Raw genomic sequence first — 25,759 nt, 5'->3', positions numbered from 1 at the left:
GATGTTTCGTGTCGCCAATTTCATCATCGTTCTTGTGCTGCTGGCGACCGCAGTGGTGGTTTACCAGCTTAAATATGCCTCCACCATGGAAGCGGAACGGCTCGCCACGCTGCGCTCTTCCATCCGCAAGGAGCGCGACGCCATTTCCCTCATGAAGGCGGAATGGGCGCGGCGCACCTCCCCCATTTATGTGCAGGGCCTGGTGGAACGGCATCTGGACATGAAGCGGCTCAACGTGACCGACCTGTCCTCGCTGGACGGTCTGCCGGCAAAACCCAACACATCCGGCGACGGCATTGGCGGCATGATCGAAGCGCTGGTGGATGAACCTCTGGTCACGTCTTCCGTCAGCCGCGCCGTACCGAACCATGGCGCAACCTCGCCCGACAGCCCCTCCGTGCCATCCAGCTCGGCCCTGCGCCCCGCACCGCAGGCCGCTGCGCCAGCGCCCGCACCGGCCCGCCGGCAGCAACAGCCGGCCCCAAGCCGGTATATCAGCGCTGCCCCGCCACCGCCGCCGGCCTATTACGGGCAGGTGCAATATGCCCGGCCCCAATATGCGCAACCGCAGGCGACAGGCCGTGTCATCGCCGAACCGCCACCGCCGCCCGTGCCAAGCTATGGTGGCGCTCCCATCCTGCCTCCCGGCTCCCTGCCCGGCGCACGCTGACGAGGCCTGAGACATGAACACACCTTCTTCCAACCGCCCTCACGGCTTCATTTCGCACCGCCTGCTGCCCATGCTGGCGCGCGGTGCGCTGGCTCTTGGCCTTGCGGGCCGTGGCCTGGCCCATCTGCTGTTTCGTGGCCTGCGCGGCATCGCCCTTGCACCTGTGCGCGGGCTGATGCTCGCCTTTCGCAAGCGCCCGCAAGCCAATGCCGCCGCCATGGCCGCCACGCGCATCCGTCTGGTCATGGCCGGCTTCTGCCTGGTGTTTGCGGCCATCGCCGTGCAACTCACCCATCTGGCCCTCACGGCGGATGATGGCGTGACCCGCGGCGGAGGTTCCGACGCCGTGGCCTCGGCCCGGCCCGACATCATCGACCGCAATGGCGACATCATCGCCATTGACGTGAAATCCCCCTCCCTGTTCGCCGAACCACGGCGTCTGATCGACCCCGATGAGGCGCTGGAGGGGCTGCTGAAGGTTCTGCCCGATCTGGATGTGGAGGAAACCCGCAAGCGCCTGAACTCCGGCCGTGGCTTCGCCTGGCTCAAGCGCGAGATCACCCCATCCCAGCAGCGCGCCATTTACCGCCTTGGCATTCCCGGCATCGGCTTCCTGAAGGAGAACCGGCGCATCTATCCCGACGGCCCCATTCTCTCCCACGTCATTGGCGGGGTGAATGTGGACAATCAGGGCATTTCCGGCCTTGAGAAATGGGTGGACGGGCGCGGCCTCGCCGAGCTGCATCTGGCCGGTTTCGCGACAGACAGCCAGCAGAAGCCGGTTCAGCTCTCCATAGACATGCGCGTGCAACATGCCGTGCGTGACGAATTGCTGCGCGCCAAGGAAAAATTCTCGGCTCTGCATGCCATGGGACTGGTGGTGGATGTGGAGACCGGCGAGATCATCTCCATGGTCTCCCTGCCGGATTTCGACCCCAACATCTCTGGAGACCCCACGGATGAAGCCTATCTGAACAGGCTCACCACCGGCGTGTTCGAGATGGGCTCCACCTTCAAGGCGCTTTCCTTCGCCATGGCGCTGGATTCTGACCGCATTGGGCTGCATTCCCGCTTTGATGCCCGCAGCGCCATGCGTTTCGGCAAGTTTTCCATCCGTGACTATCATGGTGAGAACCGCATTCTCACGGTACCGGAAATCTTCCTTGCATCCTCCAATATCGGCACCGCCAAGATGGTGCTGGCTCTGGGCGTCGATGCGCACAAGAAGTTTCTGAAGAAGATGGGCCAGCTGGACCGGCTGCGCACAGAGCTGGCGGAAAGCGCCATGCCTATCGTGCCGCGTCACTGGGGTGAGCTGAACTCGGCCACCATTTCCTTCGGTCATGGCCTCTCGGTCGCCCCGCTACAGGCGGTGATGGCGGTGAGTTCCATGGTGAATGGCGGCTATCTCATCCCCCCCACCTTCATCAAGCGCTCTCCCGAGGAGGCGCGGGAAGTCGCCACAAAGGTTCTGAAAACCTCGACCTCGGATGAAATGCGCTATCTCATGCGCCTGAATGCCGAAAAGGGAACCGCCAGAAAAGCCAATGTTCCCGGCTATATTGTGGGTGGCAAAACCGGCACCGCGGAAAAGGTGGTGAATGGGCGCTATGCCAAGAACAAGCTGCTGACCTCCTTCACCGCCATTTTCCCAATGGACCAGCCACGTTACCAGGTGCTGGTGATGCTGGATGAACCCAAGGGCCTGAAGGAAACCTACGGCTATGCCACAGCCGGCTGGAACGCAGCCCCCACCTCCGGCAAGATCGTGGAACGCATCGCCCCCATGCTGGGTGTCTCCCCCCGCGCGGTGATCCCCACGGCGGAAGAAATGCTGCACAATGCCGGCCAGAAGCTGGCGGAACGCTGAAGCTCCTGTCTGGCCTGAAGATGTCCGCACCTTCAGGCCAGACCCAGACCATGTGCCGGAGGCCGTCCCCATCATCCGGGGTGAATGACCCCACGGCCAGAAGAGAACACATGGCACACTCAACGGCGACACCCATGGCGAAACCGATGGCAGCCCATATGCTCGGCCCGCTTCTTGCCGGCCATGCCCGCCTTCTGCACCCCGATGCAGCGCACCAGTCCATTACCGGGCTGACGGCGGACAGCCGCAAGGTCCAGCCCGGCTTTCTCTTTGTCGCCATACCCGGCACCCATGCCGATGGCATGCGCTTTATTCCCGATGCTATCGCCAAAGGTGCAAAAGCCATTCTGATGGAGCCCCTCTCCCCGCTGCCACAAGCGCCGGAAGGGGTGAGCTTTGCCTTCTCGCTGGATGTGCGCCGCTCTCTCGCCTTGTCCGCCGCGCGGTTTCATGCCGCGCAACCGCCTGTGGTAGCTGCTGTCACCGGCACGGCGGGGAAGACTTCCGTGGCCTTCTTCCTGCGGCAGATCTGGGAACAGCTTGGCCACAAGGCCGCCTATCTCGGCACGATCGGGCTTATTTCGCCCGGCGACAGCACCTATGGCAGCCTCACCACGCCGGACCCGGTGGCCCTGCATGAAACCCTTGCGCGGCTGGCCGCCGAGGGCGTGACCCACATGGCGCTGGAAGCCTCTTCCCACGGGTTGGACCAGCGCCGGCTGGATGGCGTGCGGCTGGCAGCCGGCGGCTTCACCAATCTGGGCCGCGACCATCTGGACTATCACCCCACGGTGGAAGCCTATTTCAAGGCCAAGATGCGCCTGTTCACAGCCCTTCTGCCGGATGAAGCGCAAGCCGTTGGCGTGCTTAGCGCCCCCCATGCCGCCACCGCGCTGGAATGGGCGAAGACCCGAGGCCTGAACACGCTCAGCTTCGGGGATGAAGGCTCCGGGGCGGATATTCGCCTCACCTCCATCACGCCCGAAGGGGTGGGGCAGCGCCTGCGCTTTGCCGATGGTGAAGAGGTGCTTTTGCCGCTGGTGGGCCATTTCCAGGCAGAGAACGCCCTGCTGGCGGCAGGTCTGGCCATGGCCTGCGGCGCATCGCGCGCCGAAACCCTCGCCACCCTCGGCACCCTTCAGGGGGTGCCCGGCCGGCTGGAACAGGTGAGCAATGATGCCTCCCGCCCTATCTTCGTGGATTATGCCCACAAGCCGGAAGCCCTCGCCACGGTTCTCGATACGCTGCGCCCGGCGGTTTCCGGCCGGTTGATTCTGGTGTTTGGCTGCGGCGGTGACCGCGACAGGGGCAAGCGCCCACTGATGGGAGCCATTGCCGCCGACAAGGCTGATCTCATCATCGTGACCGACGATAATCCGCGCACGGAAGACGCCACCGCCATTCGCGCCGAAATTCTTGACGCCGCTCCCCACGCCCTTGAAATCGGGGACCGGGGCGAGGCCATTCACGCCGCAGTGGACCAAATGCGACCGGGTGATGCGCTGGTGGTGGCGGGCAAGGGCCATGAAAGCGGGCAGATTGTCGGGCTTGAAACTTTCCCGTTTTCCGACAAGGAGGTGGTGCGCGCCGCTCTGGAGCGCACTGCGGCAACGAACAAGGCACAGGGATGACGCAAGGGGATGACGCATGAGTGAACATGCCGGCAAGGCCGCCTCCGGCCGTCCATTGCTCTATGATCCCGGCGAGATGGCCGCAGCCATGGGCGCGGATATGCGCGGCGTGCCTGGCGGCATTTACGGCATTTCCATAGACAGCCGCACGCTGGAGCCGGGCGATGCCTTTTTCGCCATTACCGGCGAAGCCAGTGATGGCCATGCCTATGTGGAGAAGGCGCTGGCTGCCGGAGCCTCCGTGGCCGTGGTGGCCCGAGAGCGGGCCGGCAGTTTTCCGGCAGATGCGCCTTTGATGTTGGTGGATGATGTGCTGGACGCTCTCAACGCGCTGGCCCACCATGCCCGCGCGCGCTCCAGCGCCCGTATCGTCGCCATTACCGGCTCGGTGGGCAAGACCACCACCAAGGAAGCCTTGCGCGCCGCCCTTTCCGCCGATGGCGAAACGCACGCATCCGCCGCCTCCTACAATAATCACTGGGGGGTGCCGCTCTCCCTCGCCCGGCTGCCGCGCAGCGCGCGCTATGGGGTGTTCGAAATCGGCATGAACCATCCCGGCGAAATCACCCCGCTGGTGAAACTGGTGCGCCCGCATGTGGTGCTCATTACCACGGTGGAGGCCGCCCATCTGGCGCAATTCTCCGGCATTGAGGAGATTGCCGACGCCAAGGCCGAAATATTTGACGGGCTGGAAGCCGGCGGTACGGCGGTTCTCAATCTCGACAATCCGCATTTTGGCCGACTCAAGGCGGCGGCCGGGGCCAAAGGCGTGTCGCATGTCGTCACCTTCGGCGCGGCCGAGGGGGCGGATGTGCAGTTGAAAAGCCTCACTCTCCAGCCCGGCTGCTCGGTAGCGATGGCGGATATTCTGGGAACGCCCCTCACCTTCAAGGCCGCCCTGCCGGGCCGGCATATCGTGCAGAACATGCTGGGTGTTCTGGCGGCGGTGAAGCTGCTGGGGGCGGATCTCGCTCTTGCCGCGCTGGAACTGGGCCGCATGCGCCCGCCACAGGGCCGCGGTGTGCCGGTCAAGCTTGATCTGGGTGGCGGTGAGGCCTCGCTGATCGACGAGAGCTACAATGCCAACCCCGCCTCCATGCGCGCCGCGCTGGAGGTGCTGGGCCAGCTTGAAACCGGCGCGCGCGGCCGGCGCATCGCCGTTCTGGGCGACATGCTGGAGCTGGGGCCACAAAGCGAGGCGCTGCATGCCGCCATCGCCGAGGATATTCGCGCCAACAAGATTGATCTGGTGTTCTGTAGCGGCGCGCTGATGCACGCCCTGTGGCAGGCCCTGCCGCCCGAGCGCCGGGGCGGGTATGCCCATGATGCGCACCACCTTGAACCCATGCTGGCCAGCGCCATTCGCGCCGGCGACACACTGATGGTGAAGGGCTCCAATGGCAGCCGCATGGGCCTGCTGGTCAAAGCCCTTTCAGAACGTTTCCGTGCGCAGAGCGATGCGCTCGCCGAAGGATGACCCATGCTGCAATGGCTTGCTGAACTGCACCCCGCGCTTCCGGCCCTGAATGTGTTCCGCTACATCACCTTCCGCACGGGTGGGGCAGTGGTGACGGCTCTTCTTTTCGTCTTCCTGTTCGGGCCGGCCATCATTTCCATGCTGCGGGTGAAACAGGGCAAGGGCCAGCCGATCCGCACAGATGGACCACAATCCCATCTGTCCAAGAAGGGCACGCCCACCATGGGCGGGCTGATGATCCTTTCTGGCATTGTGGTGGCGACCCTGCTGTGGGCGGACCTGACCAACCCCTATGTGTGGGTGGTGCTGCTGGTCACTCTCGGCTTCGGGCTGATCGGCTTTTATGATGATTATCTGAAGGTCACCAAGCAGACCCATAATGGTCTTTCCGGCAAGAAGCGGCTGGCCATTGAGGCCGTCATTTCCGGCCTTGCGGTCATCGCCATGATGTATGTGGGGCAGCCGGGCATGTCCACATCGGTCGCCTTCCCCTTCTTCAAGGATTTCCTGCTTGATCTCGGCATCTTCTTCGTCATTTTCGGGGCCTTCGTCATCGTGGCCGCCGGCAATGCGGTGAACCTGACGGACGGGCTGGATGGTCTGGCCATTGTGCCGGTGATGATCGCGGCCGGCACGTTCGGCTTCATCGCCTATCTCGCCGGCAATGTGGTGTTCTCCGATTATCTGCAAATCCATTATGTCGCCGGCGTGGGCGAGGTTGCGGTCATCTGTGGGGCCTTGCTGGGCGCTGGACTGGGCTTCTTGTGGTTCAACGCGCCCCCGGCGCAGGTCTTCATGGGCGATACCGGATCTCTCGCGCTGGGCGGCATGCTCGGCTCCATCGCGGTGGCCACCAAGAATGAGATCGTGCTGGCGATTGTCGGCGGCCTGTTCGTACTGGAGGCGGTCTCCGTCATTGTGCAGGTGGTGTCCTTCAGGCTTACCGGCAAGCGCGTGTTCAAGATGGCCCCCATTCACCACCATTTCGAGCAACTGGGCTGGACCGAGCCGCAGGTGGTCATCCGGTTCTGGATCATCGCCGTGGTGCTGGCGCTGATCGGCCTGGCCACGCTGAAGCTGCGCTGAGCGGCAGCGCTGAACAGAAGCACACAAAAATGGCCCGGCAGGTCTCCCCGCCGGGCCATTTTGTTTCAGATGAGCCCCGTTTTCCGGGCCGGCATCATTTGCGCGCGCAGCTATTGATCCCCACCAGCGAATAAGCCGGGCAGAAACGGAAGATGGCGGTGAGCAGCATCACCAGCCCCACAGCACCAATCACCCACGCCCAGCCACCAATTCCCGCCAGGGCGGGAATGATGCTGGCGCCCACAAACGGCACCAGCAGCAGAATGATGCCTACAATGAACCGCAAGACGCGGTCTGCCCCACCCACATTCGCTGTCATGTCTTCCTCCAGCGCCTCGAATTGAACATTCAATGTTTTTAATGTGTAGACCCACCCCGGCGCAACTGCGCAGAAGCGGCAGGGGTGCGGCCATGTGTCCTGAAAGACATGTGTCCCTGCATCAAGGCCCCGGATAGCCGCCCGGTTCCCGCCCCACAGATTGTTTCCATCCCACCCGCGCATGTTGCAGGCAGAACGCGCTATACAGAACGCCCTGAGAGCGCTGTATTCGCGCATTGCATTTGCGAGATGGGTCATGATTCCAGTCACAGTCCTCAAGGACCAGACCGTCGCCCTGTTCGGGCTGGGCGGTTCGGGCCTGGCCACCGCCGAAGCGCTGCAAGCCGGCGGCGCGCATGTCGTCGCCTATGACGATTCCGAGCGCGCCCGGCTCAAGGCGGCGGAAGCCGGCATCACCGTGCAGGATCTGCGGGAGATGGACTGGAGCTCCGTGCAGGCGCTCATTCTCGCCCCCGGCGTGCCGCTCACCCATCCAGAGCCACACTGGTCGGTAAGGCTGGCGCAGGCCCATGGCGTCGAGATTATCGGCGATATTGAACTGTTCTGCCGCCAGCGCACCGCAACCGCCCGCCGCGCGCCCTTCGTCGCCATCACCGGCACCAATGGCAAATCCACCACCACGGCCCTGATCTCCCACATTCTGCGGGTGGCCGGGCGTGATGTGCAGATGGGCGGCAATATCGGCACCGCCCTGCTTTCCCTCGCCCCACCCAAGGCCGGGCGGGTGCATGTGGTGGAATGCTCCTCCTACCAGATCGACCTTGCCCCCGGCCTCGACCCCACAGTGGGGGTGATGCTGAACATCACGCCGGATCATCTCGACCGGCACGGCACGCTTGAACATTATGCCGCCGTGAAGGAACGCCTCGTGCGCGGCGTGGAGAGCGATGGCACCGCAGTAATCGGTGTGGATGATGATTTTTCCGCCGCCATGGCGGACCGCGCCGAACAGGCGGGCCAATATGTGGTGCGCCTTTCCATGCGTCGCCCGCTGGCCGATGGCATCTGGCGCGAGGGTGAAACACTGGTGGTGAGCGAAGGCGGAGCTGAACGCTTCCGGCTGAATCTGGCGGGCATTGGCGCGCTGCGGGGCGTGCATAATGCCCAGAATGCCGCCGCCGCCTACGCCACCGCCCGCGCACTGGGTGTTGCGCCGGAAATCATCGCGGCTGCCATGACCCGCTTTCCCGGCCTTGCCCATCGCATGGAAGAGGTGGGGCACAAGGGCCCGGTGCTGTTCATCAATGACAGCAAGGCCACCAATGCTGACGCTACCGAACGCGCACTTCTCAGCTTCGAGGATATTTTCTGGATCGCGGGCGGAAAGCCGAAGGCAGGCGGCATTGCTCCACTTGCCCCCTTCTTCAGCCGGGTACGCAAGGCTTATCTGATTGGCGATGCCGCGCAGGATTTCGCAGCAACCCTTGGGGGGGCCGTGCCCCATGAACAGAATGGCACACTGGATGCCGCTCTCGCCTCGGCTCTGAAGGATGCGGAAGCCTCTGGCCTGTCGCATCCGGTGGTGCTGCTCTCTCCGGCCTGCGCCAGCTTCGATCAGTTCGCGAACTTTGAAGTGCGGGGCGACGCCTTCTGCGATCTGGTGAAACAGATCCCCGGTGTGAATGCGCGCGAGCGGGCCCGCCACTGAGGCCAAAGGCCAATCAAATGCCGCATTGGCTTTTGGTGAAACCGGGCGGCGCTTCAGAGCCCCGGTGCCTCAGCCCGGCGGCGCCTGCTTCGGTGCCACGCCATGCAGGAACACGCGAATGCAGCGGCGCACATGTGCGCCGCGCGCCGCACCTCCGGGCCAATCCACCTCACCATCAGCCTTGAACAGCACGGCACCGAAAATCATGTCCATCAGCAGGCGGGCCATGGCTTCGGCGTCATCCACGCAGAGGCGTCCGGCCTCCTGTTGCACTGCCAGCCACCGGGCCAGCTCCGAGCGGGAGGGATCTCCACCCTGCCGGCGCAAAACGTCACCCAGCTCGGGAAACTGCCGGGCCTCCACCAGCACCAGCCTCAACACCGCCACACGTTCGCGATCATCCTCCGGTGAAATATCGGCGTGAAAGATGGCGGCCAGCGCCTCTTCCAGCGAGAGATGCTCATAACAGCCCGGCAAGGCCAGCATGCTGCGCCGGTGCGCTTCCACCACGGCGGAGAACAGCTCCAGCTTACCGGGAAACAGCCGATAGAGCGTGCGCTTGGACATGCGACAGGCAGCGGCCACTTCATCCATGGTGGTGCGCCCATAACCATGGGCCAGAAACAGCCGGCGCGCCTCTTCCGCAATACGATCGCGCTGCACATCATCCGGCACCAGCTTGGGACGGCCGCGACGACAGGGCTGCTCAGCCGGCAGAGGGGAAGACTGCGGACAGGTGGCTTCCGCCTGCCCCATCTTCCTCAGATGGCCATCCGGCTTCGTCATACCTGTTGCGCTCCCCTCAGGCGGTGCGGCCTGTCTGCTCCCGGCCTGTGTTCCGCAAGCCGCACCTTTCTGCAAATCCTTCGCAAAACACCCCGGAGACAGACTGGACGCATTGACAGCGCCCCGCGACGCAAATAGGGGTAATTCACGGTTTCTTAAATATAGTCTCTCGCGCCGGCCTCTGTTTTTCAAGAGGCCCAGCTTTTTTCGCGGCTGGTGGCGTCGGGCGCAACCTCTTCATGATGCGAGACAATGGTGCCTGAGCCGCGCGAAACACCTGCCTTCCCCTCATGGAAACCTGTTCGCCGTCTTCTGGCGGTTCCGGCGCTGAGCCTGCTTCTGGCGGCCTGCTCCGTAGGGCCGGATTATAGCGCACCGGATTTCCGCCTGCCGGGAAGCTGGAATGCAGATGGCAAAAGCGCCCAGGCCAGCCCCCCTCAGCTCGCCAACTGGTGGCGGACCCTGAATGACTCCACCCTGAATGCGCTGATGGACGAAGCCGTCACCAACAATCTGGATGTCGCCACCGCCAGAGCCCGCGTGCGCGAAGCCCGCGCCAGCTATCGCCAGCAGGTGGGCGGCCTGTTTCCGGCCGTGGATGGCAGCGCCTCCTATACACGAGGAGACAATGGCTCGCGCACCGGCACAGATGGGGTGGTGGAACGCTCCGGCGTCTACAGCCAGTATCAGGCCGGGCTGGATGCCAGCTGGGAGCTGGATCTGTTCGGGGCCAATCGCCGCGCCGTGGAAGCCGAGCGCTATGGTGCACAGGCCGCCGAAGATGATCTGCGCGCCACCCTGCTCACCCTTGTGGGGGATGTGGCCGCCAATTATGTCACGGCGCGCGGCTATCAGGCCCGCATCGCCCTGGCCAAACGCACGGCCGCCACCCAGCGCGAGACGGCGGAGCTGACCCGCACCCGCATGGAAGCCGGCGCGGTGAGTGCGGTGGATGCCGCCAATGCCGCCGGGCAGGCCGCCAGCACCGAAGCCACCATTCCCGAGCTGGAAGCCGCCTATGCGCAGACAGCGCATCGCCTCGCGGTACTCACCGGCCAGCACCCCACCGCCCTGAACCGCCGCATGGCGCGCAGCCGGCCCATTCCGGTGCCCCGGCGCGGCGTGCGCAAGGGCGTGCCGGCGGATGTATTGCGCAACCGGCCGGATCTGCGACAGGCCGAACGGGATCTTGCCCAGTCCACCGCCCTGATCGGACAGGCGGAGGCCCAGCGCTATCCCAGCGTCAGTCTCACCGGCAATGTCTCCACCATGGGCACCAAGATTGGCGATCTGGCCCGCGGCTCCTCCATCAGCTGGGCATGGGGGCCCACCCTGACCGTGCCGGTGTTTGAAGGCGGCCAGCTCAAGGCCCAAGTGGAAGTGCGCGAGGCGCAACGCGACCAGAGCTTTCTTGCCTATCATGCCGCCGTACTCACCGCGCTGGAAGATGTGGAGAACGCCTCTGTCGCCCTCACCCAGGAGCGGCGCAAGACGCAGAAGCTCACCGCATCCGCAGAGGCTTACCGACAGGCGGCGCAGCTCTCCCACAGCCTGTATCGCAACGGCTCCACCAGCTTCCTTGAAGTGCTGGACGCGGAACGCTCGCTCTATTCGGCAGAAGATGCGCTGCTGCAAAGCCGCGTGGCCATCACCACCCATTATGTCGCGCTCAACAAGGCGCTGGGCGGCGGCTGGAATGGCGAGATGGATGTGATGACCCCGGCCGTGATTGATGTGAACACCGGGCCGCACCTGCCCTTCTTCCGGCCATGAGCCATTCGGAAACAGTCAGGGCAGATGCGCCAGAAAGAGACGAGATGACATGCCCCTGTTTCGGCAGCCCGCCCATTGCTGCCCACATGCCCGGCATTTCATCTGACGAGAGGGCCGGATGACCGCAACGGATCTGCGCGCTGGCAAGCGGCGCATCATCACCATTGGCGCAGTACTCATTGCCGCCCTGCTGGGCTGGTTCGTGCTGTGGGACTGGCTGTTCCCGCCCGAGCAACCCCGCATCATGAGCGCGCCGGCCACCATCGGCACCATTGAGGAAACCGTGCTCGCCACCGGCATTCTCAAACCGGCGCGTCTGGTGGCCGTGGGTGCGCAAGCTTCCGGCCGCGTCACCGCCATTGCGGTGGAGCTGGGTCAGAAGATCCGCAAGGGCGAACTGGTGGCGGAGATTGATTCCATCACCCAGGAAAACGCCCTGCGCACGGCCAAGGCGGCGCTCGCCAATGTGCGCGCCCAGAAGCAGGAGAAACAAGCCAGCCTGAAACTGGCAGAGCTGACTCTGGCCCGTCAGGACAAGCTCATTCGTCAGACCGCCGTTTCACGCGCCGATTTCGAGAGCGCCGAGGCGGAAGTCGCCACCACCCGCGCGCAGATAGCAGCGCTTGAGGCACAGATCATCGAAGCGGAAGTGGCTGTCAGCACCGCGGAGGCCAATCTGGGTTATACCCGCATCACCGCCCCCATTGATGGCACGGTGCTCTCCATCGTCACTCAGGAAGGGCAGACGGTGAACGCCTCACAATCGGCCCCCACCATCATCATTCTGGGGGATCTGGAAACCATGACCGTGCGGGCCGAAATCTCCGAGGCGGACGTGGTGCATGTGAAGCCCGGCCAGCCCATCTACTTCAACATTATCGGCGAGCCGGACCGGCGCTATGAGGCCCGGCTGGAATTCATCGAGCCCGCCCCGGAATCCATCAAGAGCGATTCCAGTTTTTCATCATCCTCAACCAGCTCCAGCAGCGCGTCCTCATCATCCGAGGCCATCTATTACAACGGCCTGTTCAATATACCGAACCCGGAAGGCCGCCTGCGCACCTATATGACGGCGGAAGTCTATATCGTGCTCGACAAAGCGGAGAATGTGCTCACCATTCCCTCCGCCGCACTGGGCGCGCGCGGCAAGGACGGGCTCTACAGCGTGCAGATATTGGGCAACGACGGCTCCATCAGCCTGCGGCAGGTCAGAACCGGCCTGAACAACAAAACCCGCGTGCAAATCACCGAAGGGCTCAATGAAGGTGAGCGGGTGATTACCGGACAACTTGCAGCAGGCGCATCCGGCGGCACCATGCGGCGGCGCGGGCCGCCCATGGGGCTTTAGCAGCGGGAGGAAGAAATGGCCGAACCGCTGATCGTTCTTGAAAAGCTGCGGCGCGAATTTCCAGCCGGCGAGGGCGTGCTCACCGTTCTGAAAGATATAGACCTCACCATTGAGGCCGGTGAAATGGTGGCCATCATCGGGGCTTCCGGCTCCGGCAAATCCACCCTGATGAACATATTGGGCTGCCTGTCACGCCCCACCTCCGGCAGCTACCGCATCAATGGGCGAGAAACCGCTTCTCTGGAGCCGGATGAACTGGCGGCCCTGCGGCGCGAGCACTTCGGCTTTATCTTCCAGCGCTATCATCTGCTTTCCGAACTGACGGCGCTGGGCAATGTGGAAATTCCGGCTATCTATGCCGGCTGGGACACATCAACCCGCCGCGACCGCGCACTGGAGCTTTTGGGCCGGCTGGGTATGGGAGAGCGTACGGACCACCGCCCCGGCCAGCTTTCCGGCGGCCAGCAACAACGCGTCTCCATTGCCCGTGCGCTGATGAATGGCGCAGATCTCATCCTCGCCGACGAACCCACCGGCGCACTGGATACCGCCAGCGGCGAAGATGTACTGCGCATTCTGGAAGAGCTGCATGCCGAGGGCAAAACGGTCATCATCGTGACCCATGATCCGAAAGTGGCGGCGCGGGCGGAACGCATCATTGAGTTCTCCGATGGCTCCATCATCTCGGATACGCGCACGGGAAAAGCCGCCCCGACCTCGCAGGGCAAGCCCGAAGCCACGCAGGCGCGGGCGCTGGATGCCGCCCGCTCCCGCTCCTGGGCGGCCGCTCTGATGCGCTTTCAGGAAGCCTTCCGCATGGCGCTTCTGGCCATGCAGGCGCACAAGCTGCGCACCTTCCTCACCATGCTTGGCATCATCATCGGCATTGCCTCCGTGGTGGCCGTGGTGGCGCTGGGCGAAGGCTCACGGCGCAAGGTTCTGTCCAACATCTCATCGCTCGGCACCAACACGCTGGAGGTTTTTCCCGGCAAGGATTTCGGCGATGTCCGCTCAGGCAAGATCACCACGCTGGTGATTGCCGATGCCCGCGCGCTGGCCCAGCAACCCTATGTGGCGGCGGTAACGCCCACCGTCTCCACCTCCACCACAGTGCGCTTCGGCCCGAAGGAGGCGACCGCGCTGGTGAATGGGGTAAGCGAACAATATTTCGATGCCCGCGGCACAAGGCTGGTTTCCGGCCGCCTGTTCGGCCCGGAAGCGGTGCGACACATGGAACAGGTGGCGGTGATTGACGAAAATACCCGCAAGACCCTGTTCGACGATGATGATGGCGATCCTGTCGGGCGCGTCATTCTGGTGGGTGCAGTGCCCTGCCGGATCATCGGCGTGGCGGCGCAGCAGCAGGGTGGGTTTGGCGGCAGCCAGAACCTGTCCATCTACCTGCCTTACACCACGGTGCAGACCCGCATTCTGGGCAGCACCACCTTGCGCTCCATCACCGTGCGTGTGAATGACGATACCGATACCGAACTGGCGGAACAAGCCGTCACCAGCTTCCTCACCCAGCGCCATGGCACACGGGACTTCTTCATTCTCAATACCGATGACATCCGCAAAACCATCACCTCCACCACAGAGACGCTGACCCTGCTGATCGCCGCCATTGCGCTGATTTCGCTGCTGGTCGGCGGCATAGGGGTCATGAATATCATGCTGGTTTCGGTGTCGGAGCGTGTGGCGGAAATTGGAGTGCGCATGGCCGTGGGTGCCCGGCGCAGCGATATTCTTCAGCAGTTTCTGACCGAGGCGGTTCTGGTGTGCATTATTGGTGGCGTCACCGGCATCGCTCTGGCCCTGAGTTTTGGTTATGTGTTCGCCTTTGTCGGCTCCACCTTCACGCTGATTTATTCCACCACCTCCATTGTGGTGGCCTTTCTGTCGTCCAGTCTGATCGGCGGCCTGTTCGGCTTCCTGCCGGCGCGCAGCGCCTCCATGCTGGACCCGGTGGAGGCGTTGAGCCGGAACTGATGATGCCGAAACCTCAAGCGCCATGTGAAAAGGCCGGGGCAAATGCCCCGGCCTTTTCACATGCAGAAGATCAGAACAGTGTGTGAAGGGGGCTGAGTTCCCCGAACACATCACCCGATTGACACATCACCCCTTGCGCATACGGCGCATGGCGCGGCGCAGCGGGCTGACGCGCGCCTCGCGCAACTGTTCGTCCTTTTCCTCCAGCTGCTTGCGCAGATTGCGCATTTCACGCTTCAGCGCATCATTCTGCTCACGCACCACAGCCTCGCTTACCGGGCTGGGCGCTTCGATGCGGATTTTGGAGGGGTCCGCCGTTTCATTGAAGGCGGCGCGGGCGGCCTCGGCACCCACGTCCGGCAGGAAGGGCTTCAGGGTTTGGAAGAGATAGTCCCCATCCTGCGCAAAACGTGGAAAATGCAGGAAGGCGAAGGGAATGCCCGCACGGGTGAGGCGCTCCACCAAATGATAGAAGCCGACGGCCAGAACCCGCTCGGCGTCTTTCTCATCCATTGAATAGAGCAGGCCGCCGGGCACCGTGCCCCACACATCCCACGGGGCCTGAAGCTCGCTCAGCCAAGGTGCGGATTTCAGCATGGCCTGCTGCTCCACCACCACCCGGCTGCGGGCGGCATGGCTCAGGTCACGGATGGGAATGATGACGCCATCGGTCTCAAAGCGCCCGCTCTCGATCAGCTCGTCAATGACGAGATAGAGCCAGGGGTTCTTGCAGACATAAGGCGTGGAAGCGTCATCCAGCAGATGCAGCGGCTCTTCCAGCCCGGCATTGGCGTTTTCATCAATAGGCGTATCGGGGTTGCGCGACAGGGTGGTGTCGAGCCCCAGAGCCGTAAGATAGCGCACGAGGAAAGTTGTTCCGGCCCGGCCGGTCCCCGCAATATGCAAGTGACGTCCCAATTCACCGCCCTTTGATGATGGCCTTGAGCCCATGGCGCGCACGCCCCTCGCCACAGGCATCCGGATGTAACTTTATACCGCACAGCCCCAGGGGGCCCGCAATGAACGCCCCCTCTCTACAGGCCGTCTTCGGTCGGGTCCAGTATTTCAGTGTCAGAACAACCCTTGCTTTTCAATATGTCCGCCGTGTTTCCAGATGCGCCAAAGCACTCATCGAACACGAGTTCCGCCAAGGGCAGGCGCCGCCGCCACCCGGCCTGTTCCAGATCCGGTACGGTTTCAAATTGCGAGACATAACCCACGCACAGCAAGGCAATAGGCACGACGCTTTCAGGGATGCGCAGAATGGTGCGCACATCATCCAGCGAAACGATGGAAACCCAGCCCATGCCAAGCCCTTCGGCACGGGCGGAGAGCCAGATATTCTGCACCGCGCACACCGTGGAATAGACATCCATCTCGCTCTGATGGGTCCGCCCCAGCACCACCGGGCCGGCCCGGTCCCGCTCACAGGTGATGCACAGCAAAAGCGGCGCTTCGCGCAGGCCCTCCAGTTTCAGCGAACGATAGAGCGCGCGCCGTTCACCCTCGAACATGTTTGCGGCCTGCTCATTGGCCCGTTGAAACGCTTCATGCAGGGCCGTCTTTGTCTCCGGCTGGCGAATCACGATGAAGTTCCAGGGCTGGAGAAAGCCCACGGAGGGGGCCGCATGGCCGGCAGCCAGCACGCGGGCCAGCACATCATCCGGCACCGGGTCCGGCAGGAAATTGCGGCGCACATCTCGTCTTTCATGGATGCAGCGATAGATAGCCTCGCGCTCTGCCGGTGAAAAACTGTTGTCCTGCGCCATACGCGATCTCCCTCCGGCCGGCGCAGGCTGCCCTGCCGCCCCTTTCACAAGGTGCTATCCATAACCTGCCATCACCGGGCCGCAACAGGGGTGCTTCTTCTGAGGACAGAGCCCACTGTTTTTGCCGGAAGGCCCATTTCCAGACCATCCCGCCTTGTTTCTGCCGTCGCGGGAGATGTCATAATCAGTTATCCCGTGTCCGTCCGAGGATTCGAACCGGAGTTGCCGATGTTTGCGCGCACTGCCTGCCTTGCCCTCGTTTGCGCCGCCATGGCCGGCCCACTCTCACTGGCCGCCCATGCGGAAGAAAGCGCCACAGCACAGGCCCAAAGCCCGCAACCGGCACAACAGCCCCCCTTCCGCACCGGGGTTTCCCTCATGGGCGAGCCAAAATACCCGCCCGGCTTTGCCCATTTCGATTATGTGAACCCGCAGGCGCCCAAGGGCGGCGTGCTGCGTCTGGGCACAGATGGCACATTTGATTCACTGAACTTCATCGTGCCACGCGGCACCCCTGCCAGCGGCATGCAGTTTTTGTATGATACGCTGATGGCCCCCTCCCATGATGAGGTATCCAGCGAATACGGACTGCTGGCGGAAGGGCTGAGCTATCCGGCGGATTATTCCTCCGCCACCTATCGTCTGCGCGAAGGCGCGACGTGGCATGACGGCCAGCCGGTGACCCCGGAGGATGTGGTGTGGTCCTTCGAGGCGCTGACCGCAAACAATCCCAGCCAGCGCTTCTATTACAGCCATGTGGTGAAGGCCGAGAAGACGGGCCCGCGCGAGGTGACCTTCACCTTCGATCAGGCGGGCAACCGCGAGCTGCCGCAGATTGTCGGCCAGCTCATGGTGCTGCCCCGGCACTGGTGGACCGGCACCAGCCCGGATGGCAAGCCGCGTGATATCACCCAGGGCACGCTTGAAGTGCCGCTGGGCTCCGGCCCCTATCGCATCAAGGAGGTGGTGCCGGGCCGCTCCATCACCTATGCCCGCATGCCCGATTACTGGGGCAAGGACCTGCCGGTAAATGTGGGCCAGCACAATTTCGATGAGATCCGCTACGAGTATTTCCGCGATGAAACCGTGATGCTGGAAGCCTTCAAGGCCGACCAGTATGACTGGCGGGTGGAAAGCTCGGCCAAGAACTGGGCCACCGCCTATGATTTTCCCGCCCGAAAGGCCGGGGATGTCGTGCTCGAAATGTTCGAGAACCGCGCCGTGGGCGTGATGCAGGCATTCATTCCCAATCTGCGCCGTGAAAAGTTCCAGGACAGGCGGGTGCGGCAGGCGCTGAACTATGCGCTGGATTTCGAGGGTATGAACCACACCCTCTTCTTCGGCCAGTATATACGGGTCAACTCCTTCTTCGCCGGCACGGAACTGGCCTCTTCCGGCCTGCCGGAAGGGCGTGAACTGGAGATGCTACAGGCGGTGAACACAGCCCTGCCCGGCACCCTGCCGCAGGAGGTCTTCACCACGCCCCACACCAATCCGGTGGCCGGGAATGAAGGCGCCCGCCGCAACAATCTGCGCGCCGCCGCCCGTCTGCTGAAGGAGGCCGGCTTTGAGGTGAAGAACCGCAAGCTGGTGAATGCGAAGGGCGAGCCCTTCACCATCGAGATCCTGCTGGCGAGCCCGGCGATGGAGCGCGTGGCGGTGTTCTACAAGCCCGCGCTGGAGCGTCTGGGCATTACCGTGAACATTCGTCTGGTGGACAGCTCCCAATATGTAAACCGGGTGCGGGCACGGGATTTCGACATGATCGTCTCCGGCTGGAGCCAGTCGCTCTCGCCCGGCAATGAGCAACGCAGCTTCTTCGGCTCCTCCTCCGCCAACCAGCCCGGCAGCTACAATTTCGCCGGCATCGCGAACCCGGCCGTCGATATGCTGATCGAGAAGGTCATCTATGCGAAGAACCGCGAGGACCTTGTCGCCGCCACCCATGCGCTGGACAGGGTGCTGATGTGGAACGAATTTGTCGTGCCAGCCTGGACGCTGAACTTCACCCGCACCGCGCGTTGGAACCGCTTCAGCCACCCCGAGGCGCTGCCCGCCTATAGCTATGCCTTCCCCGACATCTGGTGGTTCGACAAGGAGAAGGCCGCCCGCATCGGCGCCAGCTCGCAGGGACAAAAGCCGGCACAGGGGAACAAGGCCCAATGACCGACACCCCGCGCACCGTCCCCACCCCCGCTGACACATCTGAGACCGGAACCGGCAAGCGGGGAGCGTCACCATGCCTGCCCGCTGAGGCCGGTCTCACCCGGCGCACCCTTCTGTGTGCGGTGGGCGGCATGGTGGGCAGCGGTGTGACGGGCGGCCTGATGGCTGGCCCGGTCCGTGCGCAGGAAGCGGCTGCGATACTGGAGGACAGCGGCACGCCACAGGCCATGACCCAGCGCCACGGCCTCTCCTTCTTTGGGGACCTTCGCTATCCGGCCGGGTTCAGCCATTTCGATTATGTGAACCCGGATGCGCCCAAGGGCGGCCCCTTCTCGCAGGTGGGCCGCAGCGTTTTCTACAACCAGTCTTTCAACAGCTTTGATACGCTGAACCCCTACAATCAGCGCGGCAATGGAGCTTTCGGCATCGAGCTTGTTCATGACACGCTGATGGAAGCGGCGGGTGATGAGAAATCCGCCATGTATCCGCGTCTGGCCCATGCAGTTGAGGTTTCCGAAGACGGGCTCACCTATCGCTTTCTGCTGCGGCCGGAAGCTCGCTTCCATGATGACACGCCGGTGACTTCCGCCGATGTGGTGGCCAGCTTCGAGGCGCTGAAGGCCCATGGCTATGAAACCATCCGCATGGCGCTGCGCACCCTCACCAGCGTGGAGGCCGACGGCCCTCACGCCGTGGTGATGCGCTTTGCCGCCGGGCGTTCGCGCAGCGCGCCGCTCACCGCCGCCGGCCTGCCCATCTTCTCGAAGGCGTTTCTGGGCCAGCACCCTTTCGAGCGGTCTCTGACCGAGGCCCCCCTCGGCTCCGGCCCCTATCGCGTGGCGCGGTTCGAGGCCGGGCGCTTCATCGAATATGAGCGGGTGAATACCTATTGGGGCCAGAAGCTGCCGGTGATGACCGGACGCTACAACTTCGACACCATCCGCTACGAATATTTCCGCGACCGTATCGCCAGCCTCGAGGGCTTCAAAGCCGGGGCCTATCTGTTTCGCGAGGAATTCACCGCCCGCGAATGGGCCACCCAATATGATTTTCCCGCCGTGCGCGATGGCCGCGTGAAGCTGGATACACTGCCGGACAACAGCTTTTCCGGCGTGCAGGGCTGGTTCATGAATACCCGCCGCCCGCAATTCTTCGACCGGCGGGTGCGCGAAGCCATCAACATGCTGTTCGACTTCGAATGGACCCGCAAGAACCTGATGTATGACGCCTATGCGCGCACATCCTCCTTCTTCCAGAATTCGGACATGATGGCCGAGGGCGCGCCTTCGCCCGCCGAACTGAAGCTTCTGGAGCCATTCCGCGGCAAGGTGCCGGAGGCGGTCTTCGGCCTGCCCTTTATCCCGCCCGTTTCCGATGGCTCGGGTGAGGACAGGGCCTTGCGCCTGAAGGCCGTGGCCCTGCTGAAGGCGGCCGGCTATCATTTTCAGGCGGGCCGGCTGGTGGACCACAAGGGCAAGCCCTTCACCCTTGAGTTTCTGGACTTCGACGGCGCGATGGAACGCCACCATGCCCGTTTCATCGGCCATCTGAAGAAGGTCGGCATCAGCGCCACCTACCGGGTGGTGGACCCGGCGCAATTCCAGATGCGCCTCCAGAATTTCGATTTTGACGTGGTCTCGCGCCGCTACAGCTTCTCACCCTATCCGGGGGAGGAGTTGCGGGCCTATTTCTCCACCGAGGCGGCACGCACGCCCGGCTCCTACAATGTGGCCGGCATTTCCGATCCGGCGGTGGATAGCCTCATCGCGCAGGCCATCGCCGCCAGCTCGGCGCAACAGCTCACCACCATATGCCGGGCGCTGGACCGGGTGTTGCGGGCGAATTTCTACTGGATTCCACAATGGTATGCGAACAGCCACCGCATCGCCTTCTGGAACGTGTTCGGCCGCCCGAAGGTGAAGCCCTATTATGAACTCGGTGCGCTCGACACATGGTGGAGCACCGGCAACACCGATGCGATGCCGCAATGATATTCCCCATCCCTCATTTTCACGCCTGAGCGGGAGACCCGATGCTCGCTTATATCCTGCGCCGCCTGCTGCTCATGATTCCCACCATATTGGGCATCATGCTGGTGTCCTTCGTCATTGTGCAGTTTGCGCCCGGCGGGCCGGTGGAACGGGTGATCGCCCAGATTACCGGCGATGATGTTTCCGCCACCGCGCGCATTTCCGGTGGCGGAAGTGATTTCTCCGGTGCGGCGGGCGCCCAGGCGGCCGGCACCGGAGACGCCATCAGCTCCAAATATCGCGGGGCGCAGGGGCTGGACCCGGCCTTCATTCAGGAGCTGGAAAAGCAGTTCGGCTTCGACAAGCCCGCCCATGAGCGTTTTTTCAAGATGATCTCCGATTATGCGACCTTCAATTTCGGCCGCTCCTATTTTCGCGACATCTCGGTGATTGATCTCATCTCGGAAAAGCTGGCTGTTTCCATCTCGCTCGGCCTGTGGATGACATTGCTCACCTATGCCATTTCCATTCCGCTGGGCATCGCCAAGGCCATGCGCGATGGGTCACGCTTCGATATCTGGACCTCGGCCGTGGTGATTGTCGGCTATGCGGTGCCCTCCTTCCTGTTCGCCATTTTGCTGATCGTGCTGTTCGCCGGCGGCTCCTTCTTCGATCTGTTCCCGTTGCGCGGGCTGGTTTCGGAGGATTTCTGGCAGATGAGCTGGCCGGAACGAATCGTCGATTATTTCTGGCATCTGGCGCTGCCCATCACCTCCATGGTGCTGGGAGCCTTCGCCACCATGACGCTGCTAACGAAGAATTCCTTCCTAGAAGAAATCCGCAAGCAATATGTCACCACCGCGCGGATGAAGGGGCTGAGCGAGCGGCGGGTGCTGTATGGCCATGTGTTCCGCAATGCCATGCTCATCGTCATCGCCGGCTTTCCGGGAGCCTTCATCTCGGCCTTCTTCACCGGCTCGCTGCTGATCGAGACCATCTTCTCGCTGGACGGGCTGGGCCTACTGTCGTTCGAGAGCGTGCTGAACCGGGATTATCCGGTGGTGTTCGCCACCCTTTACATCTTCTCTCTGGTGGGGCTGATCGTGAGCCTGGTCTCGGATGTCACCTATATGCTGGTGGACCCGCGCATCGACTTTGAAAGCCGGGAGGTGTGAGGCGATGAACACGGCCACCACCCCCGAAAACCTGTCTGCCCCCCTGCCCGGAACCGCGCCTGAAAAGCGCCGCTGGCTTTCGCCGCTGAACCGGCGACGTCTGCTCAATTTCCGGCGTAACAAGCGCGGCTACTGGTCCTTCGTCATCTTCTCCATCCTGTTCGTGCTCTCCATGGGCGCGAATTTCATCGCCAATGACAAGCCGCTGCTGATCTCCTACGAAGACCATTTCTATATCCCGGTCTTCAAGGCCTACCCGGAAACCGATTTCGGCGGCGATTTCGAAACCACGGCCGATTATCGCGACCCCTATGTGCAGGAACTGATTACCGAAAAGGGCGGATGGATGATCTGGCCGCCCATCCGCTATTCCTACGCCACTCATAATCTGGACCTGCCGACCCCCGCCCCCTCCCCGCCCACATGGATGCTGAGCGAAGACCAGTGCAAGGAAGTGGCCGAACGCAAGGGCGTTTCCGGCTGCGGGGGGCTGGAGTGGAACTGGCTGGGCACGGACGACCAGGGCCGTGATGTACTGGCCCGGCTGATTTATGGCTTCCGCATCTCTGTGTTGTTTGGCCTGATCCTCACCGTCATTTCCTCCATCATCGGGGTCGCAGCGGGCGCGGTGCAGGGCTATTTCGGCGGCTGGGTGGATCTGCTGTTCCAGCGTTTCATCGAGATCTGGACCGCCATTCCCTCGCTCTATCTGCTGCTCATCATCTCATCGGTTCTGGTGCCGGGCTTCTGGGTGTTGCTGGGCATATTGCTGCTGTTCTCATGGGTCTCGCTGGTGGGGCTGGTACGGGCGGAATTCCTGAGGGCTCGCAATTTCGAATATGTGCGCGCGGCGCGGGCGCTGGGGGTCGGCAATTTCACCATCATGACCCGTCACCTTCTGCCCAACGCCATGGTGGCAACGTTGACCATGCTGCCCTTCATCATGTCGTCTTCCGTCATGACACTGACCGCGCTGGACTTTCTCGGCTTCGGCCTGCCGCCGGGCTCGCCCTCGCTGGGTGAGTTGCTCTCGCAGGGCAAGAACAATATCCAGGCGCCCTGGCTGGGTCTCACCGCCTTTTTCACGGTGGGTGTGATGCTGAGTCTGCTCATCTTCATCGGCGAGGCGGTGCGTGACGCATTCGACCCGCGCAAGACCTTTGCGTGAGGGAGAGACCATGACAAACACCTCTCTTCCCCCTATCGCCCCCAACCCTGCCGCCGAAACACCCCTGCTGTCGGTGCGCGATCTCTCCGTCGCCTTCCGCCGCGAGGGGCAGGACACGCTGGCGGTGAACCGGGCCTCCTTCGATATCCGCCGGGGCGAAACGCTGGCACTGGTAGGCGGCTCGGGCTCCGGCAAATCGGTCACGGCGCTCTCCATCCTGAAGCTGTTGCCTTATCCGGCCGCCAGCCACCCCTCCGGGCAGATCCTGTTTGAGGGGCGTGACCTGCTTCAGGTCTCCGAGCGCGAATTACGCGGGGTGCGCGGCAACCGCATCACCATGGTGTTTCAGGAGCCGATGAGTTCGCTCAACCCCCTGCACACCATCGAGAAGCAGGTGGGGGAGATGCTCATTCTCCACCGCGGCATGAGTGTTTCCGCCGCCCGCACCCGCACGCTGGAGCTGCTTCACGAGGTGGGCATTCCAGACCCGGAACAGCGCCTCTCCTCCTATCCACACCAATTGTCCGGCGGGCAGCGCCAGCGCGTGATGATCGCCATGGCGCTTGCCAATTCGCCCGATCTGCTGATCGCCGATGAGCCCACCACCGCCCTTGATGTGACTGTTCAGGCGCAGATCCTGAAACTGCTGAAGGATCTTCAGGCCCGCCTCAGCATGGCCATGCTGTTCATCACCCACGACCTCAACATCGTGCGCAAGATCGCCGACCGGGTCTGCGTGATGCAGAAGGGAGAGGTGGTGGAACAGGGTGGTGCGGAAGAGACCTTCCTGAACCCGCAACACCCCTATACGCGCGAACTGCTGGAAGCCGAACCCACGCCCGACCCGGCCCCCGCCTCGCAAGGCGATGTGGTGGTGAAGGCCGAGGATGTGAAAGTCCACTTCCCCATCAAGCGCGGCTTCTTCCGCAAGACGGTGGGCCATGTGAAGGCGGTGGACGGGGTGAGCCTATCCATCCGCCGGGGTGAAACGCTGGGTGTGGTGGGCGAATCCGGCTCCGGCAAGACCACGCTGGGCCTGGCTCTGCTGCGGCTCATTTCCAGCACCGGCAAGGTCGCCTATCTTGGCCAGCGCATTGACGGCCTCGGCTTCAAGGCCATGCGCCCCCTGCGCCGCCACATGCAGATGGTGTTTCAGGACCCTTATGGCGCGCTCTCACCGCGCATGTCGGTGGGCGACATTGTGGGCGAGGGCCTGCTGGTGCATGCGCGCGACCTTTCCGCCGCCGCGCGCGAGCAAAGGGTGATCGCCGCGCTCGCCGATGTCGGGCTCGACCCGGAAGACCGCCATCGCTATCCGCATGAATTTTCCGGTGGGCAGCGTCAGCGCATCTCGATCGCCCGCGCCATGGCGCTGGAGCCGGATTTCGTAGTGCTGGACGAACCCACCAGCGCACTCGACATGATCGTTCAATCCCAGATTGTCGAACTGCTGCGCGCCCTCCAGCGCAAGCGGGATCTCGCCTTCATGTTCATCACCCATGATTTGCGGGTCGTCTCAGCGCTGGCCAGCCATCTGCTGGTGATGCGTGGCGGCGTGGTGGTGGAACAGGGGCCGGCCAAGACGGTGTTTGAGCACCCGCAGGAGGATTATACCCGTGCATTGTTCGCCGCAGCCTTCTCGCTGGAAACAGCGCCGGAAAATGTGGTGAACCCATGAGCAAGCCCCACAGCCCAGCCCTGCCGCAGGATGGCCCGGCCGATGTCGAGGTTTCCGCCCCCCGCCTGCTGGCCGGCGCTTACAAGAATTACGAACGCTTCGACGTTACCCTGCATGTGCCGGGCAGCGCCCCCCTGCATCAGGAGCGCGATGTGCTTCGCGCCGGCCATACGGTTGGCATCCTGCTCTATGACCCGGATCGAGACAGCGTGGTGCTGATCCGCCAGTTCCGCCTGCCGGCCTTTCTCATGCTGGGGGCGGAACGGGCCGAAATGGTGGAAATCGTCGCCGGTGGCCTTGAAAACGGAGAGGAAGCCGAAGTCGCCGCCCGGCGGGAATGTGTGGAAGAAACCGGACTGGAGCCGCGCCTTCTGGTGCCCATGCTGCGTTTTCTGCCCACACCGGGTATCATAGATGAATATGCCAGCTTCTTTCTCGGCATTGTGGATGCTACGGAGCTGCCAGAGCGCGGCGGCATGGCTGACGAGGCAGAATTGACCCGTCCCTTCCTTTTATCGGTTGACCGGGCCATTGCCATGGTGGCAGAGGGGCGCAGCGCCAATGGCTATCTTGTCATCGCCCTGCAATGGCTCGCCCTGAACCGGGGCCGCCTGCCGCAACTCATTCGCCCCACCTGACCGGAACGACCAAGGAGCCCGGATATGGCAACGCATCGCACTCTCATCTCTGCCATGGGCACGCTCGCCATCGCCACCGCAGCCATGATTAGCCCCAGCCTGACAAGTCCAGGTCTGGCTGCCAGTACGGAACCCGCATTGCGGGCCCGCACCACTCTCACCCTCGGTCCGGGCCCCGTGGAAACGAACCCCGTGCGCTATGAATGCGACAAGGGCTGGCCGCTCTCCGTCACCTATGTGAATGCCGGGCCCAATGTGCTGGCCATTATACGGGTGAAGGGTGTTGCCCAGCTTTTCGTCTCCGCCATCTCCGCATCCGGCAGCCGTTATGTTTCCGGCCCTTATGAATGGTGGGCCAAAGGCGATGAAGGCATTCTGCGCGATTTGACCCGCGATGAGGATGAAAACGTCCTCTACAGCTGCAAGACCGTGACCGACAAGAAGTGAGATCGTCACCGCTGACGATCAAAATGATGAAAGGGGCGGGCTGCAAGGCCCGCCCCTTTCATGTTGCAGCACGGATTTGCTGCGCCCCCCTTTTGCCCGTCCCCTTGCTCGACATGGAAAAACGGCGCAC

At 63.1% G+C, this 25,759-nt stretch carries 20 protein-coding genes; 16 read left to right on the top strand and 4 right to left on the bottom strand.

Annotated elements, in window-relative coordinates:
* Position 1: 1 nt before the first annotated feature.
* The 5 genes from ftsL (at position 2) to mraY (ending at position 6,734) form a co-directional block, all read left to right on the top strand.
* Entirely contained in the window at positions 2–670 is a 669-nt protein-coding gene (gene ftsL, locus ACT6QH_RS14180; protein WP_444975476.1) for a cell division protein FtsL, read from the top strand.
* A gap of 175 nt (positions 671–845) precedes the next feature.
* Positions 846–2,540, top strand: a complete 1,695-nt coding sequence (locus tag ACT6QH_RS14175) for a peptidoglycan D,D-transpeptidase FtsI family protein (protein WP_444975561.1) — start codon at positions 846–848, stop codon at positions 2,538–2,540.
* Between the two features lie 158 nt (positions 2,541–2,698).
* Complete coding sequence (locus ACT6QH_RS14170; RefSeq protein ID WP_444975560.1) at positions 2,699–4,171, top strand: UDP-N-acetylmuramoyl-L-alanyl-D-glutamate--2,6-diaminopimelate ligase; 1,473 nt, start codon at positions 2,699–2,701, stop codon at positions 4,169–4,171.
* Positions 4,172–4,187: 16 nt separating this feature from the next.
* Entirely contained in the window at positions 4,188–5,648 is a 1,461-nt protein-coding gene (locus tag ACT6QH_RS14165) for a UDP-N-acetylmuramoylalanyl-D-glutamyl-2,6-diaminopimelate--D-alanyl-D-alanine ligase (protein ID WP_444975475.1), read from the top strand.
* Positions 5,649–5,651: 3 nt separating this feature from the next.
* Positions 5,652–6,734 (top strand): phospho-N-acetylmuramoyl-pentapeptide-transferase, encoded by a 1,083-nt coding sequence (gene mraY, locus ACT6QH_RS14160; protein ID WP_444975474.1) that lies wholly within the window; start codon positions 5,652–5,654, stop codon positions 6,732–6,734.
* A 94-nt stretch (positions 6,735–6,828) separates the two neighbouring features.
* On the opposite strand, the gene ACT6QH_RS14155 is transcribed toward mraY, so the two are convergent.
* Entirely contained in the window at positions 6,829–7,053 is a 225-nt protein-coding gene (locus ACT6QH_RS14155; RefSeq protein ID WP_444975473.1) for a YgaP family membrane protein, read from the bottom strand.
* Positions 7,054–7,309: 256 nt separating this feature from the next.
* Here ACT6QH_RS14155 and murD point away from each other — a divergent pair, with 256 nt between their 5' ends.
* Positions 7,310–8,722, top strand: a complete 1,413-nt coding sequence (gene murD, locus ACT6QH_RS14150) for a UDP-N-acetylmuramoyl-L-alanine--D-glutamate ligase (RefSeq protein WP_444975472.1) — start codon at positions 7,310–7,312, stop codon at positions 8,720–8,722.
* A 69-nt stretch (positions 8,723–8,791) separates the two neighbouring features.
* On the opposite strand, the gene ACT6QH_RS14145 is transcribed toward murD, so the two are convergent.
* Positions 8,792–9,508 (bottom strand): TetR/AcrR family transcriptional regulator, encoded by a 717-nt coding sequence (locus tag ACT6QH_RS14145; protein ID WP_444975471.1) that lies wholly within the window; start codon positions 9,506–9,508, stop codon positions 8,792–8,794.
* A gap of 252 nt (positions 9,509–9,760) precedes the next feature.
* On the opposite strand from ACT6QH_RS14145, the gene ACT6QH_RS14140 reads away from it, so the two are divergent.
* From ACT6QH_RS14140 to ACT6QH_RS14130, 3 genes are all read left to right on the top strand, one after another.
* Positions 9,761–11,281, top strand: coding sequence for an efflux transporter outer membrane subunit (locus ACT6QH_RS14140; protein ID WP_444975470.1), 1,521 nt, complete (start codon positions 9,761–9,763; stop codon positions 11,279–11,281).
* Between the two features lie 118 nt (positions 11,282–11,399).
* A complete protein-coding gene (locus tag ACT6QH_RS14135) occupies positions 11,400–12,629 on the top strand; it encodes an efflux RND transporter periplasmic adaptor subunit (protein WP_444975469.1) in 1,230 nt (409 codons plus the stop codon).
* A gap of 15 nt (positions 12,630–12,644) precedes the next feature.
* Complete coding sequence (locus ACT6QH_RS14130) at positions 12,645–14,618, top strand: MacB family efflux pump subunit (protein ID WP_444975468.1); 1,974 nt, start codon at positions 12,645–12,647, stop codon at positions 14,616–14,618.
* A gap of 126 nt (positions 14,619–14,744) precedes the next feature.
* On the opposite strand, the gene ACT6QH_RS14125 is transcribed toward ACT6QH_RS14130, so the two are convergent.
* Together ACT6QH_RS14125 and bluB are read right to left on the bottom strand one after the other, a co-directional pair.
* Positions 14,745–15,482 carry a hypothetical protein gene (locus ACT6QH_RS14125; RefSeq protein WP_444975467.1) on the bottom strand — a complete coding sequence of 246 codons (738 nt, stop codon included), beginning with the start codon at positions 15,480–15,482 and terminating at the stop codon, positions 14,745–14,747.
* A 170-nt stretch (positions 15,483–15,652) separates the two neighbouring features.
* Complete coding sequence (gene bluB / locus ACT6QH_RS14120; protein ID WP_444975466.1) at positions 15,653–16,387, bottom strand: 5,6-dimethylbenzimidazole synthase; 735 nt, start codon at positions 16,385–16,387, stop codon at positions 15,653–15,655.
* Between the two features lie 228 nt (positions 16,388–16,615).
* On the opposite strand from bluB, the gene ACT6QH_RS14115 reads away from it, so the two are divergent.
* Genes ACT6QH_RS14115 through ACT6QH_RS14085 form a run of 7 tightly spaced genes read left to right on the top strand, consistent with a single transcriptional unit; the run spans position 16,616 to position 25,629 of the window.
* Positions 16,616–18,553 carry an extracellular solute-binding protein gene (locus tag ACT6QH_RS14115; protein ID WP_444975465.1) on the top strand — a complete coding sequence of 646 codons (1,938 nt, stop codon included), beginning with the start codon at positions 16,616–16,618 and terminating at the stop codon, positions 18,551–18,553.
* Positions 18,550–20,544, top strand: coding sequence for an extracellular solute-binding protein (locus tag ACT6QH_RS14110; RefSeq protein ID WP_444975464.1), 1,995 nt, complete (start codon positions 18,550–18,552; stop codon positions 20,542–20,544). Before ACT6QH_RS14115 ends, ACT6QH_RS14110 begins: the two co-directional genes overlap by 4 nt.
* Positions 20,545–20,585: 41 nt before the next feature.
* Complete coding sequence (locus tag ACT6QH_RS14105) at positions 20,586–21,698, top strand: microcin C ABC transporter permease YejB (RefSeq protein ID WP_444975463.1); 1,113 nt, start codon at positions 20,586–20,588, stop codon at positions 21,696–21,698.
* Between the two features lie 4 nt (positions 21,699–21,702).
* A complete protein-coding gene (locus ACT6QH_RS14100; RefSeq protein ID WP_444975462.1) occupies positions 21,703–22,866 on the top strand; it encodes an ABC transporter permease in 1,164 nt (387 codons plus the stop codon).
* A gap of 10 nt (positions 22,867–22,876) precedes the next feature.
* Positions 22,877–24,544: an ABC transporter ATP-binding protein gene (locus tag ACT6QH_RS14095; RefSeq protein WP_444975461.1), complete on the top strand. Its 1,668-nt coding sequence runs from the start codon at positions 22,877–22,879 to the stop codon at positions 24,542–24,544.
* On the top strand, positions 24,541–25,182 hold the full coding sequence (locus ACT6QH_RS14090) for an NUDIX domain-containing protein (RefSeq protein ID WP_444975460.1): 642 nt from the start codon (positions 24,541–24,543) through the stop codon (positions 25,180–25,182). Before ACT6QH_RS14095 ends, ACT6QH_RS14090 begins: the two co-directional genes overlap by 4 nt.
* Before the next feature lie 24 nt (positions 25,183–25,206).
* The gene (locus ACT6QH_RS14085) at positions 25,207–25,629 is read left to right on the top strand and encodes an MliC family protein (RefSeq protein WP_444975459.1); all 423 of its coding nucleotides are present in this window, start codon (positions 25,207–25,209) and stop codon (positions 25,627–25,629) included.
* Positions 25,630–25,759: the final 130 nt, after the last annotated feature.

The sequence above is a fragment of the Haloleucobacter albus genome, from assembly GCF_052492075.1.
The sequence above is the reverse complement of the archived record's forward strand: the minus strand, read 5'-3'. Positions and strand labels throughout refer to the sequence as shown.

What these genes read in the sequence shown, in the direction of transcription:
- ftsL (WP_444975476.1), top strand. Translation starts at nt 2, where the DNA reads ATGTTTCGTGTCGCCAATTTCATCATCGTTCTTGTGCTGCTGGCGACC.
- ACT6QH_RS14175 (WP_444975561.1), top strand. Translation starts at nt 846, where the DNA reads ATGCTCGCCTTTCGCAAGCGCCCGCAAGCCAATGCCGCCGCCATGGCC.
- ACT6QH_RS14170 (WP_444975560.1), top strand. Translation starts at nt 2,699, where the DNA reads ATGCTCGGCCCGCTTCTTGCCGGCCATGCCCGCCTTCTGCACCCCGAT.
- ACT6QH_RS14165 (WP_444975475.1), top strand. Translation starts at nt 4,188, where the DNA reads ATGAGTGAACATGCCGGCAAGGCCGCCTCCGGCCGTCCATTGCTCTAT.
- mraY (WP_444975474.1), top strand. Translation starts at nt 5,652, where the DNA reads ATGCTGCAATGGCTTGCTGAACTGCACCCCGCGCTTCCGGCCCTGAAT.
- ACT6QH_RS14155 (WP_444975473.1), bottom strand. Translation starts at nt 7,053, where the DNA reads ATGACAGCGAATGTGGGTGGGGCAGACCGCGTCTTGCGGTTCATTGTA.
- murD (WP_444975472.1), top strand. Translation starts at nt 7,310, where the DNA reads ATGATTCCAGTCACAGTCCTCAAGGACCAGACCGTCGCCCTGTTCGGG.
- ACT6QH_RS14145 (WP_444975471.1), bottom strand. Translation starts at nt 9,508, where the DNA reads ATGACGAAGCCGGATGGCCATCTGAGGAAGATGGGGCAGGCGGAAGCC.
- ACT6QH_RS14140 (WP_444975470.1), top strand. Translation starts at nt 9,761, where the DNA reads ATGGTGCCTGAGCCGCGCGAAACACCTGCCTTCCCCTCATGGAAACCT.
- ACT6QH_RS14135 (WP_444975469.1), top strand. Translation starts at nt 11,400, where the DNA reads ATGACCGCAACGGATCTGCGCGCTGGCAAGCGGCGCATCATCACCATT.
- ACT6QH_RS14130 (WP_444975468.1), top strand. Translation starts at nt 12,645, where the DNA reads ATGGCCGAACCGCTGATCGTTCTTGAAAAGCTGCGGCGCGAATTTCCA.
- bluB (WP_444975466.1), bottom strand. Translation starts at nt 16,387, where the DNA reads ATGGCGCAGGACAACAGTTTTTCACCGGCAGAGCGCGAGGCTATCTAT.
- ACT6QH_RS14115 (WP_444975465.1), top strand. Translation starts at nt 16,616, where the DNA reads ATGTTTGCGCGCACTGCCTGCCTTGCCCTCGTTTGCGCCGCCATGGCC.
- ACT6QH_RS14110 (WP_444975464.1), top strand. Translation starts at nt 18,550, where the DNA reads ATGACCGACACCCCGCGCACCGTCCCCACCCCCGCTGACACATCTGAG.
- ACT6QH_RS14105 (WP_444975463.1), top strand. Translation starts at nt 20,586, where the DNA reads ATGCTCGCTTATATCCTGCGCCGCCTGCTGCTCATGATTCCCACCATA.
- ACT6QH_RS14100 (WP_444975462.1), top strand. Translation starts at nt 21,703, where the DNA reads ATGAACACGGCCACCACCCCCGAAAACCTGTCTGCCCCCCTGCCCGGA.
- ACT6QH_RS14095 (WP_444975461.1), top strand. Translation starts at nt 22,877, where the DNA reads ATGACAAACACCTCTCTTCCCCCTATCGCCCCCAACCCTGCCGCCGAA.
- ACT6QH_RS14090 (WP_444975460.1), top strand. Translation starts at nt 24,541, where the DNA reads ATGAGCAAGCCCCACAGCCCAGCCCTGCCGCAGGATGGCCCGGCCGAT.
- ACT6QH_RS14085 (WP_444975459.1), top strand. Translation starts at nt 25,207, where the DNA reads ATGGCAACGCATCGCACTCTCATCTCTGCCATGGGCACGCTCGCCATC.